The 17,852-nt window shown below is 45.1% G+C and carries 13 protein-coding genes; 5 read left to right on the forward strand and 8 right to left on the reverse strand.

Features of this window, described 5'->3' with window-relative positions; translation table 11 throughout:
* Window positions 1-52: 52 nt before the first annotated feature.
* Complete coding sequence (locus tag H8706_RS04285) at window positions 53-1,438, forward strand: recombinase family protein (protein WP_262431636.1); 1,386 nt, start codon at window positions 53-55, stop codon at window positions 1,436-1,438.
* Complete coding sequence (locus tag H8706_RS04290; protein WP_394354518.1) at window positions 1,395-1,973, forward strand: manganese catalase family protein; 579 nt, start codon at window positions 1,395-1,397, stop codon at window positions 1,971-1,973. The genes H8706_RS04285 and H8706_RS04290 overlap by 44 nt, the downstream gene beginning before the upstream one ends.
* Window positions 1,974-2,092: 119 nt before the next feature.
* Here H8706_RS04290 and H8706_RS04295 read toward each other — a convergent pair whose 3' ends face one another.
* Window positions 2,093-2,269, reverse strand: a complete 177-nt coding sequence (locus H8706_RS04295; protein ID WP_262431638.1) for a DUF6472 family protein — start codon at window positions 2,267-2,269, stop codon at window positions 2,093-2,095.
* A gap of 204 nt (window positions 2,270-2,473) precedes the next feature.
* On the opposite strand from H8706_RS04295, the gene H8706_RS04300 reads away from it, so the two are divergent.
* The 3 genes from H8706_RS04300 to H8706_RS04310 all read left to right on the forward strand — a co-directional run bounded on the left by H8706_RS04300 (window position 2,474) and on the right by H8706_RS04310 (window position 5,350).
* Window positions 2,474-4,249 carry a Na/Pi cotransporter family protein gene (locus H8706_RS04300; protein ID WP_262431639.1) on the forward strand — a complete coding sequence of 592 codons (1,776 nt, stop codon included), beginning with the start codon at window positions 2,474-2,476 and terminating at the stop codon, window positions 4,247-4,249.
* Window positions 4,250-4,355: 106 nt separating this feature from the next.
* Window positions 4,356-4,694: a cupin domain-containing protein gene (locus H8706_RS04305; protein WP_262431640.1), complete on the forward strand. Its 339-nt coding sequence runs from the start codon at window positions 4,356-4,358 to the stop codon at window positions 4,692-4,694.
* Between the two features lie 47 nt (window positions 4,695-4,741).
* Window positions 4,742-5,350, forward strand: a complete 609-nt coding sequence (locus H8706_RS04310) for a TetR/AcrR family transcriptional regulator (RefSeq protein ID WP_262431641.1) — start codon at window positions 4,742-4,744, stop codon at window positions 5,348-5,350.
* Between the two features lie 73 nt (window positions 5,351-5,423).
* On the opposite strand, the gene tuf is transcribed toward H8706_RS04310, so the two are convergent.
* From tuf to H8706_RS04345, 7 genes are all read right to left on the reverse strand, one after another.
* A complete protein-coding gene (gene tuf, locus H8706_RS04315; RefSeq protein WP_178347124.1) occupies window positions 5,424-6,626 on the reverse strand; it encodes an elongation factor Tu in 1,203 nt (400 codons plus the stop codon).
* 59 nt (window positions 6,627-6,685) lie between these two features.
* Window positions 6,686-8,797: an elongation factor G gene (gene fusA, locus H8706_RS04320; RefSeq protein WP_178347123.1), complete on the reverse strand. Its 2,112-nt coding sequence runs from the start codon at window positions 8,795-8,797 to the stop codon at window positions 6,686-6,688.
* Between the two features lie 56 nt (window positions 8,798-8,853).
* On the reverse strand, window positions 8,854-9,324 hold the full coding sequence (gene rpsG / locus H8706_RS04325) for a 30S ribosomal protein S7 (RefSeq protein WP_178347122.1): 471 nt from the start codon (window positions 9,322-9,324) through the stop codon (window positions 8,854-8,856).
* A 137-nt stretch (window positions 9,325-9,461) separates the two neighbouring features.
* Window positions 9,462-9,881: a 30S ribosomal protein S12 gene (gene rpsL, locus H8706_RS04330; protein WP_262431642.1), complete on the reverse strand. Its 420-nt coding sequence runs from the start codon at window positions 9,879-9,881 to the stop codon at window positions 9,462-9,464.
* A 56-nt stretch (window positions 9,882-9,937) separates the two neighbouring features.
* Window positions 9,938-10,186, reverse strand: coding sequence for a ribosomal L7Ae/L30e/S12e/Gadd45 family protein (locus H8706_RS04335; protein ID WP_178347120.1), 249 nt, complete (start codon window positions 10,184-10,186; stop codon window positions 9,938-9,940).
* 193 nt (window positions 10,187-10,379) lie between these two features.
* A complete protein-coding gene (locus tag H8706_RS04340) occupies window positions 10,380-17,000 on the reverse strand; it encodes an S-layer homology domain-containing protein (RefSeq protein ID WP_262431643.1) in 6,621 nt (2,206 codons plus the stop codon).
* 17 nt (window positions 17,001-17,017) lie between these two features.
* Window positions 17,018-17,852, reverse strand: an 835-nt coding sequence (locus H8706_RS04345) for a DUF5011 domain-containing protein (RefSeq protein ID WP_262431644.1), incomplete at its 5' end; no start/stop codon positions are given.

Genomic DNA, 17,852 nt, shown 5'->3' on the forward strand with positions numbered 1-17,852 from the left:
TGTGTTACACATTTTCGGTTTGAAAATATAATACATTAAGGGGAGGTTGCATATGAAAGAGAAAAAATATGCGGCGGCATACATAAGGGTGTCGACCGACGACCAGATTGAATACAGTCCCGACAGCCAGATGAAGTGCATTGCCGAATTTGCGCAAAAAAACGGATATATTCTGCCGGAGGAATTTGTTTTTCAGGACGACGGAATAAGCGGACGGAGCGCGAAAAAGCGTCCTGCGTTCAACAGAATGATTGCCGAAAGCAAGCGCAAACCGACGCCGTTTGACGCCGTGTTGGTGTGGAAATTTTCGCGTTTTGCACGCAATCAGGAGGAGAGCATTTTTTATAAATCTATGCTTAAGAAAAATAAAATAGAGGTGATAAGCATTTCCGAACCCGTCACCGACGGCCCGTTCGGCGGCCTTATCGAGCGTATTATCGAGTGGTCGGACGAATATTACAGCATACGTCTTTCTGGCGAGGTCAAACGCGGTATGAACGAAAAAGCGTCGCGCGGCGAGGCGGTGACGATAGCGCCGTACGGCTATAAAATGGCGGATAAAAAGTATGTTGCGGACGAAAAAGAAGCTGAAATTGTGCGGTATATTTTCAGCGAATTTGCAAACGGCGCGTCCTACCGTGACATTGCAATGCGCCTTAACGCGATGGGCGCGAAAACGCATCGTTTGAACCCGTTTGAGGGGCGCACGGTGGAGTATATTATAAATAATCCCGTTTATATCGGCAAAATTCGGTGGAGCTTAAACGGCGGTGACGTGTGCGGAATACATACGCCGATTGTGTCAGCCGAGCAGTGGGAGAGGGCGCAGAGCGAGGCGCTGCGCAAAAAAAATATGTATAAACCGTGCGCAAAAAAGTCAGTTAACGGAAACGTTCTGCAAGGGATAATGCGGTGTTCGTCGTGCGGAGGAACGCTTATAAAAACGGGCGAATATCTGCAATGCGGAAAATATACAAAGGGTGTGTGCAAGGTGTCGCACAGTATTCCGTATAAAACCGCGGTACAGGCGGTGATTGAGCATATCGGCGCGGAGTTTGAAACGGGCGGATTTGGGATTAAAAAGCGTCGGACTGACGAAAATGAGGAAAAATATTTTGCTGATTTAATTAAAAAGGAGCAGAAAAAGCTTGATTTGGTGAAGAAAGCGTACGAAAACGAGATTGACACGCTGGAGGAGTATAAGCAGAACAAGGCGCGGATTTTAAAAACGGTTGAGAGCCTTAAAATTAAACTTGACGGCGCGGAAAAACGCGGTAAAAACACGGAAAACGCGAATAAAAAGTACGAAAATTTAACTGCCGTGATGTGCGATGAAAAAATTCCCGATGATGTGAAAAATAAAATTCTGCGCTCATTTGTAGATAAAATTGTGTATGATAAGCACGAAAAAAGTTTTGATTTCTATTATTATTTTTAATTTTTATACCTTCGCGCAGTCGGGCGGTCCCGACGGTGAACTCAGCGCGTCACTGCGCTACCTTTCGCAGAGATACACTATGCCCACCGCGCAGACTAAAGGTATTTTGAATGATATAGGCACAGAGGAGCTTGCGCACCTTGAAATGGTAGGCGCGATTGTGTATCAGCTGACGCGCGATTTGGACTCCAAAATCGTAAAAGAGTCGGGCTTCGGCGATTATTTTATAAATCATTCGACGGGTGTTTACCCTGCGAACAGCAACGGTTCGCCGTTTAACGCCTTTTGTCTTGCGGTTTCGGGCGACCCGATCACCGACCTCAACGAGGATTTGGCGGCAGAACAAAAGGCGCGCGCAACATACGACAATATTTTGCGTTTGTCCGACGACCCCGACGTAAACGACGTTATAAAATTCCTCCGTGCGCGCGAAGTTGTGCATTACCAGCGCTTCGGTGAAGCGTTACGCTTACTCGAAGAGGATTTGCGTCCCAAAAAGACGGGAGTCGGAATGAAAGACTGCGATAATAAATAACCGCACAGAGTGTAATTTTGAAAACGGATAAAACCGCAAAACCTTAAAATCAATATTAAATTTCATAATTACAATGCACAAATGCCCCCGAAACATTGGATTTCGGGGGCATTTTATAATTACATTTGTTTTTTAACTATTGTATAATCGTCGCCGAAACGAAAATACGGACATCGGCGGTTTGACATAACGCGGTAATACTCGTCCTCGTCGATATTGGCAATGCACACATATTCGTCGTATTCCTCGTCATAGGTGTAATTCATACAATTTTCACAGCTTGTTTCAATGTTCATTTTAAGACCTCATTTTGATGTGATAAACTATTTTATCAAAAAAATTGGGTTCTTGTCAATAATTTTTGCATTAAAGGCGAATAATTGTATATATTGACAGTTTGGCAAAAAAAGGGTAGACAATTTAATTTTTAACTGTTATAATGAATATGTTGCATAAATGAACAGATTGAAAAGAACAAATTGAATATTGGGAGAAAAGGTATGGATATTTTTTCGGTTTTGACATTGATAGGCGGTTTGGCGCTCTTTCTCTACGGAATGGACAATATGGGAAGCGGTCTTAAAAAGCTCTCCGGCGGACGTCTTGAAAATATTCTCGAACGTTTAACGTCCAACAGGGCGAAAGGCTTTTTGCTCGGTCTTGCGGTTACCGCGGTAATTCAAAGCTCGTCCGCAACTACGGTTATGCTTGTCGGATTTGTAAATTCCGGCATAATGAAGCTTTCGCAGACAATCAGCATTATTATGGGTGCGAACATCGGAACGACCGTTACAGCGTGGATTTTGAGCCTTTCGGGCATAAACGGAGAAAGCTTTTTCGTCAAAATTTTAAAGCCGTCATCGTTTACGCCTATTCTGGCGGTTATCGGCGTTATTATGACTATGTCGTCGGGCAACAGCAAAAAGCAGAATATCGGCGAAATTCTGGTAGGCTTTGCAATTTTAATGTTCGGAATGGAAACAATGAGTTCATCTATGGACGGACTTAAAGACAGCGCGGCTTTTGCAAAAATGCTCATAATGTTCTCAAATCCCGTAATGGGTATTTTGGTAGGTACGGCGCTCACGGCGATTATTCAGTCAAGCTCGGCGTCGGTCGGCATTTTGCAGGCATTGTCGCTCACGGGCACAATTCCGTTTTCAACCGCACTCCCGATTATTCTCGGTCAGAATATCGGCACGACCATAACGCCCGTTTTATCAGCAATAAACGGCAACACAAGCTCAAAACGCGTTGCGGTGTCGTGCGTGTATATAAAAATGATTGGTGTTGTAATTTTTGCGGTGCTTTTCTATACGGTTAACGTTTTTTATCCGTTCCCGTTTATGAATTCGCATGTCAGCGCACTTTCGATTGCAATAATTCACACAACTTTCAACATTTTCTCGACGGTAATTCTTATGCCGTTCTGTAAGAATATTGAAAAACTTGCGGTTATGTCGGTAAAATCCAAGGGCGACGACGAGGAAAACAAGTTTGCAATGCTGGACGACCGTTTTCTTTCATCTCCGTCGTTTGCGCTCAAACACTGCCAGGAATATGTTTATCAAATGGCAGATTTGGCGAAAGAGTCTATCGACAAGTCTATCGGTCTTATAAACAATTTTGACGCGCCTACTGCGTCGTATATCGCAAAAGCGGAAAAAGATATTGACAAGTATGAAGATAAAATCGGAACGTATCTTGTGAAGTTGAGCAGTGAAAACCTTACTCACGACGATAGCAAGGAGGCGACCGAGCTTTTGCACTGTATAGGCGATTTTGAGCGAATGGGCGACCACGCGCTTAACATTATGCAGACGTCGGAGGAAATTAAGGACAAGAGTATTCAGTTTTCGCCCGACGCGAAAAAAGAAGTCGGGGTTATGGCGGCGGCGGTTATGGACGTTGTGGACATTACAGTTCACGCGTTCAAAGAGAAAAATTCCGAGCTTGCAACAAGGGTTGAACCGCTCGAACAGGTCGTTGACAAGCTTAAATCCACGCTTAAATCAAATCATATCGAAAGACTTCAGCGCGGTGAATGTACCACGAATATGGGATTTGTTTTCTCGGATATTATCACGAATTTCGAGCGCATTGCCGACCACTGTTCAAACATCGCGGTGAGTCTTATCCAGTCGGAGCACGAGGGTATTGAGGCGCACGAATATCTGCATAATATCAAGCACGATAATTTTGCGTTTGACAATCTTTACGATGCGTATAAGAAAAAATACAGCGTCAAAAAAGTGAAAAGAGCGGACGCTCAATAAGGCACAAAACTGCGGATATTTATCCGCAGTTTTTTAAAAATAACTTGTAAATTGAAAAAATCGGTGTATAATAAAGATATGCAAAGCAAAAGGAGCAGATTTTTTTATGGGAATTTTAAAAAATATAAATATATCCGAGGTTTTGACGCTTAAAGATGAAATCACATATCAAAAGGGTCAGGTCGTGAGCAAAACGCTTGTGCAGAACGACAGTGTGGGAATTACGCTTTTTTCGTTTGACAAAGGCGAGGAAATAAGCACGCACGAGTCGGGCGGAGACGCTTTTGTGACTTGTCTTGACGGTGTGGGAAAAATCACTGTTGACGGCGTTGAACACATTATAAAAGAAGGCGAGTCTATCGTTATGCCGGCGCGTCACCCGCACGCTGTATACGGCGAGGAACAGTTTAAAATGCTTCTTGTGGTGGTTTTCGCGAAACAGTAAGAAAAAAATAAAGACATTGAATATAACTTCAAAGAGGGGCTGATTTTATGGCACGCAAACCTATGTATGACGGCGGCACGAAAAATAAAATGATTGAGGTTGCGTCGAAGATGTTTTTTGAAAACGGTTTTGACGGTACAAGCGTGCGTTCGATTATGCGCGGTGTGGGCGGTGAAATCGGGCTTTTCTATTATTACTATAAGTCGAAAGACGATTTGTTTACCGACGTTATGGAGCACTTTTTTGAACCGTATAAAAAGGATTTCGAGCGTCTTGTTGAGGAAGCACGGCAAAAGCCGTATCAAGGATTGCTTCGGTTTTTTATGTACGTAAAAGACGAGGTTCGCACATTCAGGCAGAAATATGAGGGAAATATGCACCGAACCGTGCGATGGGCGATAAGGGAGCAGACGCTTACGGTGATTGAGCCGTATATCGAGGAAATTGTGAATATTCTTATTGAAAACGGCGCAAATCCGATAATGAATACACGTCTTACGGCGGTGTTTCTGTCGCACGGCGTGGGCGGTTTTCTGCTTCACGAAAATTCCGATTGGGTTGACGGGGGCGTAGATGAAATGCGCGGTTCGGTCAACGCGATTATGCGGTTTGATGAGGAAATAACCCAAAAAATGATTGAAAAATACGGAAACTGAAAGTAAATATTATAAAAACAAAAAAGTCTATGCGGAAAATCCGCATAGACTTTTAAAATGCTAAAAAGCTTAATTATTTCGCAATCGATGTTACAACGCCCGAACCAACTGTTCTGCCGCCTTCACGGATAGCGAATCTCAAACCTTCTTCAATAGCGATAGGTGTGATAAGCTCAACATCGATAGTGATGTTATCACCGGGCATGCACATTTCTGTGCCTTCGGGAAGCTTAATAACGCCTGTAACGTCAGTTGTTCTGAAATAGAACTGGGGACGATAGTTGTTGAAGAACGGTGTATGTCTTCCGCCCTCATCTTTAGTCAAAACGTAAACTTCGCCTTTAAAGGTTGTGTGCGGGTGAATTGTACCCGGTTTAGCCAAAACCTGACCTCTTTCGATTTCGTTTCTCTGAACACCGCGGAGAAGCGCACCGATGTTATCACCTGCTTCAGCCTGGTCAAGAAGTTTTCTGAACATTTCGATACCGGTAACAACAACTTTTCTTGCTTCAGTTGTCAAACCAACGAGCTCAACTTCTTCAGAAAGTTTAAGAGTACCTCTTTCAACTCTACCTGTAGCAACAGTACCGCGGCCTGTGATCGAGAATACGTCCTCGACAGGCATAAGGAACGGAAGGTCTGTGCTTCTCTGGGGAGCAGGAATGTAGCTGTCAACTGCTTCCATAAGCTTCAAGATAGGAGCATATTCGGGAGCATTGATGTCTGTAGATGTGGATTCAAGAGCCTGGAGAGCAGAACCTACAATGATCGGAATTTCATCTCCGGGGAATTCATACTCTGTGAGAAGGTCTCTAACTTCCATTTCAACGAGCTCGAGAAGTTCGGGGTCGTCAACCTGGTCAGCTTTGTTAAGGAATACAACGATGTAAGGAACGCCAACCTGTCTGGAAAGAAGGATGTGCTCTCTTGTCTGGGGCATCGGACCGTCAGCAGCCGATACAACGAGGATAGCGCCGTCCATCTGAGCAGCACCTGTGATCATGTTTTTAACGTAGTCAGCATGTCCCGGGCAGTCAACGTGAGCGTAGTGACGTGTGTCAGTTTCGTACTCAACGTGTGCAGTAGAAATCGTGATACCTCTTTCTCTTTCTTCGGGAGCTTTGTCAATCTGGTCATATGCTTCGTACTGTGCCTGACCTTTGAGTGCCAAAACTTTTGTGATAGCAGCTGTTAACGATGTTTTACCATGGTCAACGTGACCGATAGTACCAATGTTAACGTGGGGTTTGGTTCTTTCAAATTTAGCTTTTGCCATTTTAAATTTCCTCCTTTATTTTTAAGCAATATATTTTTTAAAATTAAAACTAAATGAAATTATTCTTTGTTTTTGGCATTTACGATGCCTTCCTGAATGTTCTTCGGAACTTCGGAATAATGCGAAGGTTCCATTGTGTACTGACCGCGTCCCTGTGTACCGGAACGAAGGTCTGTAGCGTAACCGAACATTTCGGAGAGCGGAACGTCTGCAGTTACCTGTGTAACGCCGCCGCTTCTTACTTCCTGACTCTTAACAAGACCGCGGCGAGAGCTTAAGTCGCCGATAACAAAGCCGAGATATTCATCAGGAACGATAACGTTAACGAGCATAATAGGCTCTTTGATAACGGGATCAGCTTTTCTCATAGCCTCTTTGAATGCCATTGAACCGGCAATCTTGAATGCCATTTCAGACGAGTCGACCTCGTGATAAGAACCGTCGTAGAGAGTAACTCTAACGTCAACAACGTTGTAGCCTGCGAGTACACCGGACTGCATAGCGCCCTGGATACCTGCGTCAACCGCGGGGATATATTCTTTCGGAATAGCACCGCCGACAATGTTGTTGACAAACTCGTAGCCGCCGCCTTCTTCGAGGGGTTCAACCTTAATTTTAACGTGACCGTACTGACCTTTACCGCCCGACTGACGAGCGTATTTGTATTCCTGGTCAACGCTCTTTCTGATTGCCTCTCTGTAAGAAACCTGGGGCTTACCAACGTTTGCCTCAACCTTAAATTCGCGAAGAAGTCTGTCTACGATAATTTCAAGGTGGAGCTCACCCATACCTGCGATGATGGTCTGACCGGTTTCCTCGTCGGTATAAGTTTTGAAAGTCGGGTCTTCCTCTGCAAGTTTTGCAAGCGCGATACCCATTTTTTCCTGACCTGCTTTTGTTTTAGGTTCAATAGCAACTCGGATAACGGGGTCGGGGAATTCCATCGACTCAAGGATAATCGGGTGTTTTTCATCGCAAAGGGTATCACCCGTTGTGGTGTTCTTCAAACCAACTGCAGCGGCGATGTCGCCCGAGTAAACGGTGTCGATATCTTCTCTGTGGTTAGCGTGCATCTGAAGAATACGTCCCATTCTTTCTTTGTTGCCCTTGCAGGCATTAAGAACATAGGAACCCGAATTTACAGTACCCGAGTAAACTCTGAAGTAGCAGATTTTACCGACAAACGGGTCTGTTGCGATTTTAAATGCCAAAGCCGCGAACGGTTCGTCGTCCGAAGAAGGTCTTTCTTCTTCCGTGTCCGTGTCGGGGATTATACCTTTGATGTTGGGAACATCAACAGGAGCGGGCATATATTCAATGATAGCGTCCAAAAGAAGCTGAACACCTTTGTTTCTGTAAGATGTACCGCAAAGCATAGGAACGATTTCATTGTTGATTGTAGCTTTTCGAAGAGCAAGTTTAAGCTCGTCAACTGTGAGCGAGTCGGGGTCTTCAAAGTATTTTTCCATAATAGCTTCATCTGTTTCGGCAATAGCCTCAATCATTTTAGCTCTGTACTCCTCGGCTTTTTCGAGCATATCCGCAGGAATATCCTCCTCGCCGTACTTTTCACCCATTTCGTCATAGTAGATTTCAGCTTTCATAGTCATAAGGTCAACGATACCTTTGAAAGTATCCTCGGAACCGATAGGAAGCTGAATCGGAATACCGTTTGCGTGCAGACGTTCGTGCACCATATTTTCTACGTTGTAGAAGTCGGCGCCCATAATGTCCATTTTGTTAACGTAAATCATTCTCGGAACGTTGTAGTCGTCAGCCTGGCGCCAAACGGTTTCAGACTGCGGTTCAACACCGCCCTTAGCGCACATAACGGTAACAGAACCGTCGAGTACACGGAGTGAACGCTGAACTTCAACAGTAAAGTCAACGTGTCCCGGTGTGTCGATGATGTTAATTCTGTTCTTTATTCCTTTAAAAGGACCTGTTTTCGGCGCCCAGAAGCAAGTTGTAGCAGCGGAAGTAATGGTTATTCCTCTTTCCTGCTCCTGTGCCATCCAGTCCATAGTAGCAGAACCGTCGTGTGTTTCACCGATTTTGTGGTTAATACCGGTGTAATACAAGATACGTTCTGTTGTAGTTGTTTTACCGGCGTCAATGTGAGCCATTATACCGATATTTCTTGTATTTTTTAAAGAATATTGTCTAGGCAATTAGTTTCCTCCTTTCCTTCGTATAGGCATCAAATAAAATGCCCGGTGAGCAAAAACTACCAGCGGTAGTGTGAGAATGCTCTGTTTGCTTCTGCCATTTTGTGAGTATCTTCTCTCTTTTTAACAGCAGAACCCATATTGTTTGCCGCGTCCATAATTTCAGCGGCGAGTTTTTCACGCATAGTTCTTTCATTTCTCTGACGAGAATAAAGAGTGAGCCATCTTAAACCGAGTGTCTGACGTCTGTCAGCTCTTACCTCGATAGGCACCTGGTAGGTTGCGCCGCCGACTCTTCTTGCCTTAACCTCCAAAACGGGGGCAATATTTTCCAAAGCGGCTGCGAAAACCTCTAAAGCGTCTTTGCCTGTTTTCTCGGCGATTATTTCAAATGCACCGTAAACAATGCCCTGCGCAACACCTTTTTTGCCGTCAAGCATAATGTTGTTTATAAGTTTTGTAACGACCTGGCTGTTGTAAAGCGGATCGGGCAAAACTTCTCTTTTTGCGATATAACCTTTTCTGGGCACTTTTCTTCCCTCCTTCATATTAGTATGGATTCACAGGTACTCGGGCTATAAAATAAAACCCGTTAAGCGCTTATCACAGAAAATGTATAAATATATATAAATTCCGTTTTAAGCGTCAATTTTGCAAACGGACAAACTTATTTAGCTTGTTTTTGCTTTTTTGCACCGTATTTAGACCTTGCCTGGTTTCTGTTTGCAACACCCGAAGCGTCAAGAGCACCGCGGATAATGTGGTATCTTACACCGGGGAGGTCCTTAACTCTGCCGCCTCTGATAAGAACAACACTGTGCTCCTGAAGGTTATGACCGATACCGGGAATGTATGCCGATACCTCCATACCGTTTGTAAGTCTTACTCTGGCCATTTTACGGAGAGCCGAGTTAGGCTTTTTGGGCGTCATAGTTTTTACCGTTGTGCAAACACCTCTTTTCTGGGGCGAGTTTGCGTCGGTAGGACGTTTTTTAAGCGAGTTGAAACCGTAAAGCAATGCAGGTGCAGTAGATTTTTTTACAGATGTTTCTCTGCCCTTTCTTACTAACTGGTTAAATGTAGGCAATTAGTTTCACCTCCTGATAATAAATTTTATATTAGTCATAAAAATGAATAATACCGTTATTTAATTGTTTCCACCGCAACGGCGGCGCAAACGTCGATTTTTGCCATTTTTCCAAGTTCTTTTTTGGAATTTACAAAAACCGTTTCAATGTTCTGCTCTTTTAAAGCTTCAATTAAAGGATTTAAAATATGCGCGTCGGCGTCCTTTGCGATATAAGCCTTTTTAACGTTCTTTTCGTCCAAAAGTCTTATGGCTTGTCTTAAACCGACTACCGTTTTATCTTTATTAAATCCGGCGGTGTCCATATTCTTCCTCCCATACTGATACATACTGTATCATTTTACAACATATTTATACCAATGTCAAGTATTTTACCCCAAAAACATAGTAAACTTTGTTAATTTTATATAAAATCCGAGTAAAATTTGCACATTATGATGTAAAAACAAAATAACCGCCAATTTTCGAAAAATTGACGGTTATTGTTTTGATTAAATTTTACTTAATCATATCGGCAAACCTTGTAAATACCGTTGCCGCTTCGGCACGTGTTGCCAAGTCGAGCGGATTTAAGGTTGACTGTGATTTACCTGCGATAAGCCCCGTTCCTGCAGTGTACTGCATTGCCGTAACCGCATATTCGGAAATATCGTCAAAATCGGTGTAGGAGAGAATGTTTGTGTTCTCGCCCGCCGACGTGTCAAGCTCTTTGTATTTTGCGTATCTAAAGAGTATCGCCGCCATCTGCTCGCGCGTGATGTTTTCATCGGGAGCAAATTCGGTATCGGATACGCCCATTACAATGCCGTTTTTAACTGCCCACGCAACCGCGTTTTCGTAATATGCGCCGTCCGCAACGTCGGTGAATTTGTTTTCGCCCTCTGCCTTTCCGCCGTCAATTCTGTGGAGAATTGTCACGAACATTGCCCTTGTAAGGGTGGTTTCGGGTTCAAATTTCGTATCCGACGTTCCGAGCATAAATTTGTTTTCAAACGCGCTCTTTACATAAGGATAGAACCAGTCGGATTCTATAACGTCGGTAAACGGCAGGTCTGATTTTTCCGCAAAGATTACTTTAACTTCGGTGTCGCTCTTAACAGACGGAATTGTGTAAATTTCATTTCTGCCGACCGATACGCCGTTTATAAGCATATCCGCAACGGTATAGCCCTCGTCGGGGACTGCGGTAACGGTAACGCTGTTTCCGGAGTAAACCTTGCTTGAGGAAAGTGTGACTTTTCCGTGCTCGGTTTCGATAACCGTAATGCTGTATTTTCTTGCCGAGCCGTCGCCGCCGCGTCCGCTGTCGTTTCGCTTGAATGATGAAATTGCTCTGTCAAGCTTTGTAACGCCGTCGGTGTAGTCCTCCTCGGTTGCGCCTGCTTTGTTCAAAAGTTCGGTTGCCTCGTCAATCGCCGTCTGAAGAGCGTCTTTCTTGCTGTCCGACGCGTCGGGATTGTCGGCAAGAACCTTTTTAGCCTCGTCGATTTTGTCCGCAAGGTCGGTTTTGGAATTGTTTCCTATATTTATTATAACATAGTCGGAAAGTCCGTCGGTGCGCGTTGTATTTCCGTTTGTAACGTCCGCGGTCGCAAGTTTTGCTTTAACCGCCGTTTCTCTCGGAAGAAGCGCCGATATATTGCCGTCCTTAAGTTCCAGTGCGCTCTTTTCGTACAAAATGCTCCAGTCGATAAGTTCGCTGTCGATTTCAAACGTTTTTCCGTTTGCAATCACCGCCGCGGTGAGTTTTGCGGTCTGACCGTTTTTGATGTTTATTACCTTTTCGCCGTTTGCGTTCGGTGCAATTTCTTTGCCGTTGAGATAAAGCGTCAATGCGTCGAATGAGAAACTGCCCGAACGTATCGCATAAACCGTCATTTGCGAAACGTTGCCTGCCTTGTCAGTCACGGTGATGAGATGTTCTCTGTAAAGCTCATCTGCATTAAGGGTTTTCTCGATTGTAAAGCTTCCGCTTGACGCTATCGAAACGCCTGCGGTGTTTTCGGTAATTTTTTCGCCGTCAAGTTTTATATCCGCCGATTTTTCGGTGATACCCTCAATTACGTATTTGCCGTTTTCGTCGGCGGTAACGGTGTTTGCACCGAATACAACGGTAATATTGCCGTTGGGTGTTGTTCTGTCAACGCTCTTTTGCGCGAGCGACAAAACAGGTGCGGAAGTGTCAACCGTAAATGCAAACTGCGAATTTTCAACGTCGGTGATTTCGCTTCCTTTTATATGGTCTTTGTTTTTGTTATACGCCGTGAAGTTAACAACATAGTCGCCGTCCTCAAGGCCGTCAAGCACAAATTTCCAATTTTTCTTAAAGTATGAGAAATCTGCCGAGTTGGGGTCCGGGTCAACGCCGAAAGCGTAAACCTTGCTTCCGTTTAAGTCAAGCTCCGCAAACACGTCGTTTTCAAAGGTGTATTCAATTACAACGTCTTTAACGTTTGTGTTGATGTCGTCTCCCGATGTGTCAAAGTTTACTTTAACCTCTTTAAGCTTGGGAATATCCGCAGCGGGAAGTGTGAGCGAATTTGACACAACGGTTTCGGTGCCGTAGTAGTAATGAGTTTTGTATTCCTCGCCCGACTGCTTGTATTCCTCTTTGAGCGTTTTAATGTTTACGTGATAATTTTTGTTTTCTTCAAGCGCCGATCCTTTGCCGAATACAAAGTTTTTGCCCTTTTCAAACTGACCGATGTTGTTTTCAAGCACCGTGCCGTCCTCTGCAACGATTTCTGCAAGATAGTGCGTGTAATCCGCATCGGCAGGGTCTTTCACGCTTACGAAAATTTCGCCGTTTCCGCCGTATGCAATTCTTACGCTTTCAGCCTTTTTGGGAAGATTTCTGTTTGTAAATGCAAAACCTGTATTGCTTATCGCAAGGCTTATTCCCTCGGTTGTGGTAAGAGTTGTAACCGCGTAGTAGCGTTCATCTCCGACAGTATCGGGCAGAGAGTCGGGGAGAGTGATGTTTTCGGTTGATGTTCCCGAAGTTAAAACAACGTCCTCCTTGTGGAGAATGTTTGTTCCCAAAACGTCGCCTGTGTTTCTGCTCGTTTTAATCTTTGTAAGAACGTCTTTGTCCTTTGTAAGATAAACGTCAACCGTGCCGGTTTTTCCGCCGTTTGCGCCTTCAATTTTCCAGCCTGCGGTAACAGACTGCGTTTTTGACGAAGAATCAGACGCATTTAACGAAACGGTTGTGCCGTTTTCGTCAAGTTCGGGAATTTCGTCAACACCGTTCATCTTAAACGTTTCAATCTCAAATCCGGCGTCAGCGTCATAGGTCACTTTCCAGTTGTTGTTTGACCAGTTTTTGTTTGAAATAAGCGAGCTTTCGGTAACCGTGATGTAAATATAGTTTCCGTCCTCACGGCTCTGCAAAAGCATATTTCCGTTGCCGTTTCCGTCGTCGGGAATAAGCTCAATGTCTGTGTTGCCGGGATTTGTAAGCCTTATGTTGTCTTTTGTCGGAGTGCCCGTTCCCGTATAGGGAATTTCTATAAGCAGTGCGCTTTGTCCCTCCGTACCGCTGACGTTTACAACAGCCGTTTTTTCATTGCTGCTTGTCACAACGCCTGCAAGAGCCGTAACGGGCAGTGCGTGAATGTTTGTGCCGTAGTATGCCGTAACGTCGTCCGCACTTTCCAAAGACGCAAGCGACGCGCCCTCAAATCCGTTTCTGTGCGGCGGACTTAAATCAATATTTTTGCCGAACGATACGTTTTCGCCCCAGTAATAAATCACTCCGAAACGTATGCCGATAATTTTTATGTTTGCGCCGATAAATTCGTGCGATACCGCCGCCTCAACGCCTGCAAGCTCTTTACCGCCGACAATGGGAATACTGTCGGGTATGCAGATGCTTGCGAAAATATAGCCGTAGAAGTAGTTATCCGCAATGGTGACTGTGATACCGCCGGTTATAAGACCGTCGATAATGCTTGCGTTGCCGTACAGGTTCAGCTCCCATGGTTCAATCCACCGCGCGTTTATGCCTGCCTTTACGTCAATCAGCTTTTCAAGCCCTTTTGCCTTTAGTTTCATATCACCCGTCAGCGACATTCCCTCAAGGCTGATTTTTGCGTTGAAATCGCCCGTCAAAACGCCGATTGCCTCAAGACGCGTGAACAAAAGAATGGTTATCGGCGGAAGTTTGTCAAATTCACCGCCTATTGTGTCCGCAAGACCGTTTATACCTCCGCCGAGTCCTGCTATAAAGAGTACGGGCGGTGCAACGGGGATTTTAAGACCGTCGCGGATATAAAATTCGATTTTGTCGGGCACGATAACGTCTTTGCTCTTAACCTTAACCTGTTTGAACGCGAGAACACCCTCACATTCGATAATTTTAATGTTAAGACCCGCGTTTACTTCATATTCGTTTTCTATCGTGTTGATTTTTACGCTTGCGTAAATTCCCGGTGCGTTGGCAACAAGCGAGCCTAAAACGTCTTTGGGGAGAGCAAGCGAAAATGCTGCGTTAATGCCGATAAATCCTGTGTCGCTTACCTTAACATAGCCGTCCTCAACGTCGCCCTTTTCGCCGAAAAGAACGTTGTCAACCTCTGCCGAGAGCTGACCGTCCGAAAGTTTGGTGTCCTTTTGAATTTTGTCGCCCGCGGACGTCTTTTTCGGGTTCTCGTCAAACATACTTGTCATTTCGCCCGAAATATCCTCCTGGTCGGCGGTGAGGCTTTCGTCAAAGAGGTTGTTAAGTTCCTCGCCGATGTCTTCCTGGTCGGCGGTGAGATCGGGTTTTTCTTTTTTCGCCTTAATCGGCAAGCTGATACTTCCGCCGAAGCCTATGCCGTATGTAACCATACCGTCCGAGTCGTCGTACCACTGCGAGCTTAAAACACCGTATTTCAAATCTACCGCAAAACCGCCGAGCGACTGTATCATTGTCGCCGCGCCGTCCAGCGAAAGAGTGAGCGGTTTTATCGTCACATTCTCACCGAGCGCCTTTGTAAGACGTTCGTCGTCAAGCGTGTGTGCAATGCCCTGTGTTGCCGAAATGCTCCATTTACTGCGCCATACGTTAATCGAGTTTATAACTTTCAAAAGTCCGTCGCCCTCGATTTTGTAATTACTGCCGTCTTTGTAAAGCTTAATTGGCTTGCTGCCCTCGTAGGAGAGCATATTGTTGATGATTATGTCACCTGTCTGATAATCTGCCTGCCAGAAAGTTTCCTGCGTCTGCGCGTCTTTCATTTCGCGTAAATTTGCGCGCACCGTAAGCAGAATTTCGTGTTCTTTTATGGCTTTTTCGTCTTTTCCGAAGTTGTATTTTATGCTTTCGCCGTTAAGTCTGCCCTTTGCGGACATTTCTCCTTTGTAAAAGCTTAAAAATTCCTTTTCGTTTCTGAATGTGAAAAAGTCGTAGCCGCCTGCCGCGGTGTCTTTTGTCGTACGCACAAGCGCCGCCATACCGTATGATTTAATGCGGTATTTCTCGTCTGCCGACACCTGAAGTTTTGTTTTGCACGCAACGGACGTGCAGTTTAAATTAGCCTGAAGTGTCGGGTCGTCTATTTCAAAAACGATTTTATAATAACCTACATAAAGCTGTTTGGTTGTGGTAAACGTGAGCGTTTCGCACGCGTCGTCGAGAAAAGCTATATTCTGCTTTTCAATTATAACCTCGTCGCCCGTTGTTTCGTGAACGAGTTTTAACGTGCTTCGCGCGTCGTTTGCCAAAAATGCCTGGAGAGGTTTCATTTTTCCCGAAATCGTAACCGCTTTTTCGCCGTCGGTATAGACGATTTTCGGGTCGATTTTGTTAAGCTGAATTTCCGAAACCTCGCCGACGGAGGGAAGAATAACACTCCTTTGCGCCGCCGTTTCAAAATCCGACAACGTTCCGTCCGCCAAAGTCTGCGTGCCCGTCACCGATATGTAAATCGTGCCTGCGGTGAGGTCGTTTTGCGGAAGCGCTTCGAGAACATAGCGCAAAACCTTTGTTTCCTTGCCGAGAGATGCGTATGGAATTCTGTCGCTGTCACCGCCGATAAGCCTAAACTGTTTTTCGTCAACGGTGAGGTTTATCACCGCATTGGTGAGTTCCACAGCGTTGTCAACCGTGTTGTCGATGTTTACGGTAACGTTTATTTTACCGCCGTTTGCATACGATTTTTTGTCTGCCGAAAGTTCAACGCGGTCGGTTGTGATGTCAATGCCCATAGCCTCGCCCGTGGTGTTTGAGAAGTTGCCCACGCCGTAGAGAAGCTCGCCCGTTATGCTTTCGCCGTTTTTAACCGCGTGGTTTTCCCAGTAAATCGCCGCCGCGCTGTCCGGCTCGCGGTAATCGTTTGAATAGTTTGTAAAATCGCAGTTCGGGTTGGGGATGTAATCGTAGCGGACGTTCGCAAGATTTGCCCAGTGTCCCAAAATAACTTTGTTCGGTTTTGTTCCGCCGTTCCAGCCCTGCGCCTCCATCAAAATGTAGGAAAGACGCGTTGGATTTGTGAGCGAATCAAGGCTCCTTATCTGATAGGGAACCTCGCCTCCCGTAAATTCCGTTTCGGTCATTGTAGGCTGAAGATTTTTGTCAAGAACAAAGTACGGTGCGTCAATTCTGTTGCCGAGCGCCGTGTCGAGAAGAAGTCTTATGCTCACATTCTCGTCTTTTCCGCTGTTGTTTTCAACCTTAAACGAAAGACCGACGTTTCCTGTCGTTTTGCTCTGTGTATCGTTGTCGAGCGCCGCGGTGAGAGTCACCGTTATTCCCTTTATTGTCCACGGAATTTCTATTAGGCGCTGTTCGTTGCTCACCTTAACCGTGCCGAGCGATGAGTCTATTCCGAAAAATGCGTAATTCTGACCGAAAATATAGTCGTCGTCACCTATACGTACAGTGATGAATGATGTTCCGCTGCTCCGTTCCTTATCCTCGGCATATAAAAGAGGAATGTCGTTGTCGAGCGCTTTTTGAGGATTACCCTCGGCGGTTTCTATTGCAAAACCGCCGGTTTTTTGGTTAAAGGTAAAGCTCATATACTGATTTGAAATTCTGTATTCGTCCTCCTCGGCAAACACCGCCGCGGGAAATGCCGAAATAAGAACGGCAAGTATCAAAACATATGACAGTGCCTTTTTAAATATGTTCATTCTCTTTCATTCCCCCTTTAATTACTTACATATACGCAAAGTGTGAAGTAGTCGCGCTTGTCGGTCTGAACAAAGAATGTGTACCAGCCGTCTTTTAAGTCTTTCACTTCAAATTCGCCGTTTGCGTTTTTGTTTATCATTGTGCCTTCTTTCTTCATCTGTCCCATTGTTCTCACGCCGTTTTGATACCTTACATATGCCGTTCCCGAGAAGTTTGCGAGCGAGAGTTTTATATCCTTGCCGATAACCTCGCTTCGTCCCGCAAAGTCGGGAAGATTTCCGTTTATAAGCGCTACCGTGTCGTATTTGCCCACAAGTCTTATTGTGCGCGCCGCGGTTGTTTCGTTGTGCGCCGAGTCGGAAACTGTGTATGTGATTGTGTAAGGTTTGGACGAGTCAAACTTGTTAAGGCTCAAATCGTTCGGATTGAATGTGCCGTAGTCGACTTTTACCTTCTCGGTGAGATTTTCCGTTTTTCCGTTAAACGTGTCGTATGCTTTGTATGCGGTGTATTTGCCGTCTTTCACGTATTCCAGCATACTGATGTCGTAGTCGGAATTCATTTTCGGGTTTTCATAAAATACCAGCTCGCCGCCGAGCTCGGAAATGTCTATCGCCGGCGCGGTTTTGTCGATAACTTCAATATCGACGCCGTAGCTTGCCGAAAGACCGTTTTTCTTTTCGGTATCAAAGATGAAAAGTCCGTTTCTGTCGTAAACCTTTTCTTTGATTTTGCCGTATTCGTCACTGCTTCCGATAAGACGCGTATCGTCGTCCGTTTCAACCGTAACGGTAACGTCCTTGTTCGTAACGGGGTATGCGTCGTTGTTAAACGTGCCGTCGGCATTTTTG

Source organism: Qingrenia yutianensis (genome assembly GCF_014385105.1).
GTDB classification, from domain to species: domain Bacteria; phylum Bacillota; class Clostridia; order UMGS1810; family UMGS1810; genus Qingrenia; species Qingrenia yutianensis.

Coding starts and splice junctions, on each gene's coding strand:
- H8706_RS04305 (WP_262431640.1), top strand. CDS start 4,356: ATGGGAATTTTAAAAAATATAAATATATCCGAGGTTTTGACGCTTAAA.
- H8706_RS04335 (WP_178347120.1), bottom strand. CDS start 10,186: ATGGACACCGCCGGATTTAATAAAGATAAAACGGTAGTCGGTTTAAGA.
- H8706_RS04295 (WP_262431638.1), bottom strand. CDS start 2,269: ATGAACATTGAAACAAGCTGTGAAAATTGTATGAATTACACCTATGAC.
- H8706_RS04300 (WP_262431639.1), top strand. CDS start 2,474: ATGGATATTTTTTCGGTTTTGACATTGATAGGCGGTTTGGCGCTCTTT.
- H8706_RS04340 (WP_262431643.1), bottom strand. CDS start 17,000: ATGAACATATTTAAAAAGGCACTGTCATATGTTTTGATACTTGCCGTT.
- H8706_RS04285 (WP_262431636.1), top strand. CDS start 53: ATGAAAGAGAAAAAATATGCGGCGGCATACATAAGGGTGTCGACCGAC.
- tuf (WP_178347124.1), bottom strand. CDS start 6,626: ATGGCAAAAGCTAAATTTGAAAGAACCAAACCCCACGTTAACATTGGT.
- H8706_RS04310 (WP_262431641.1), top strand. CDS start 4,742: ATGGCACGCAAACCTATGTATGACGGCGGCACGAAAAATAAAATGATT.
- H8706_RS04290 (WP_394354518.1), top strand. CDS start 1,395: ATGATAAGCACGAAAAAAGTTTTGATTTCTATTATTATTTTTAATTTT.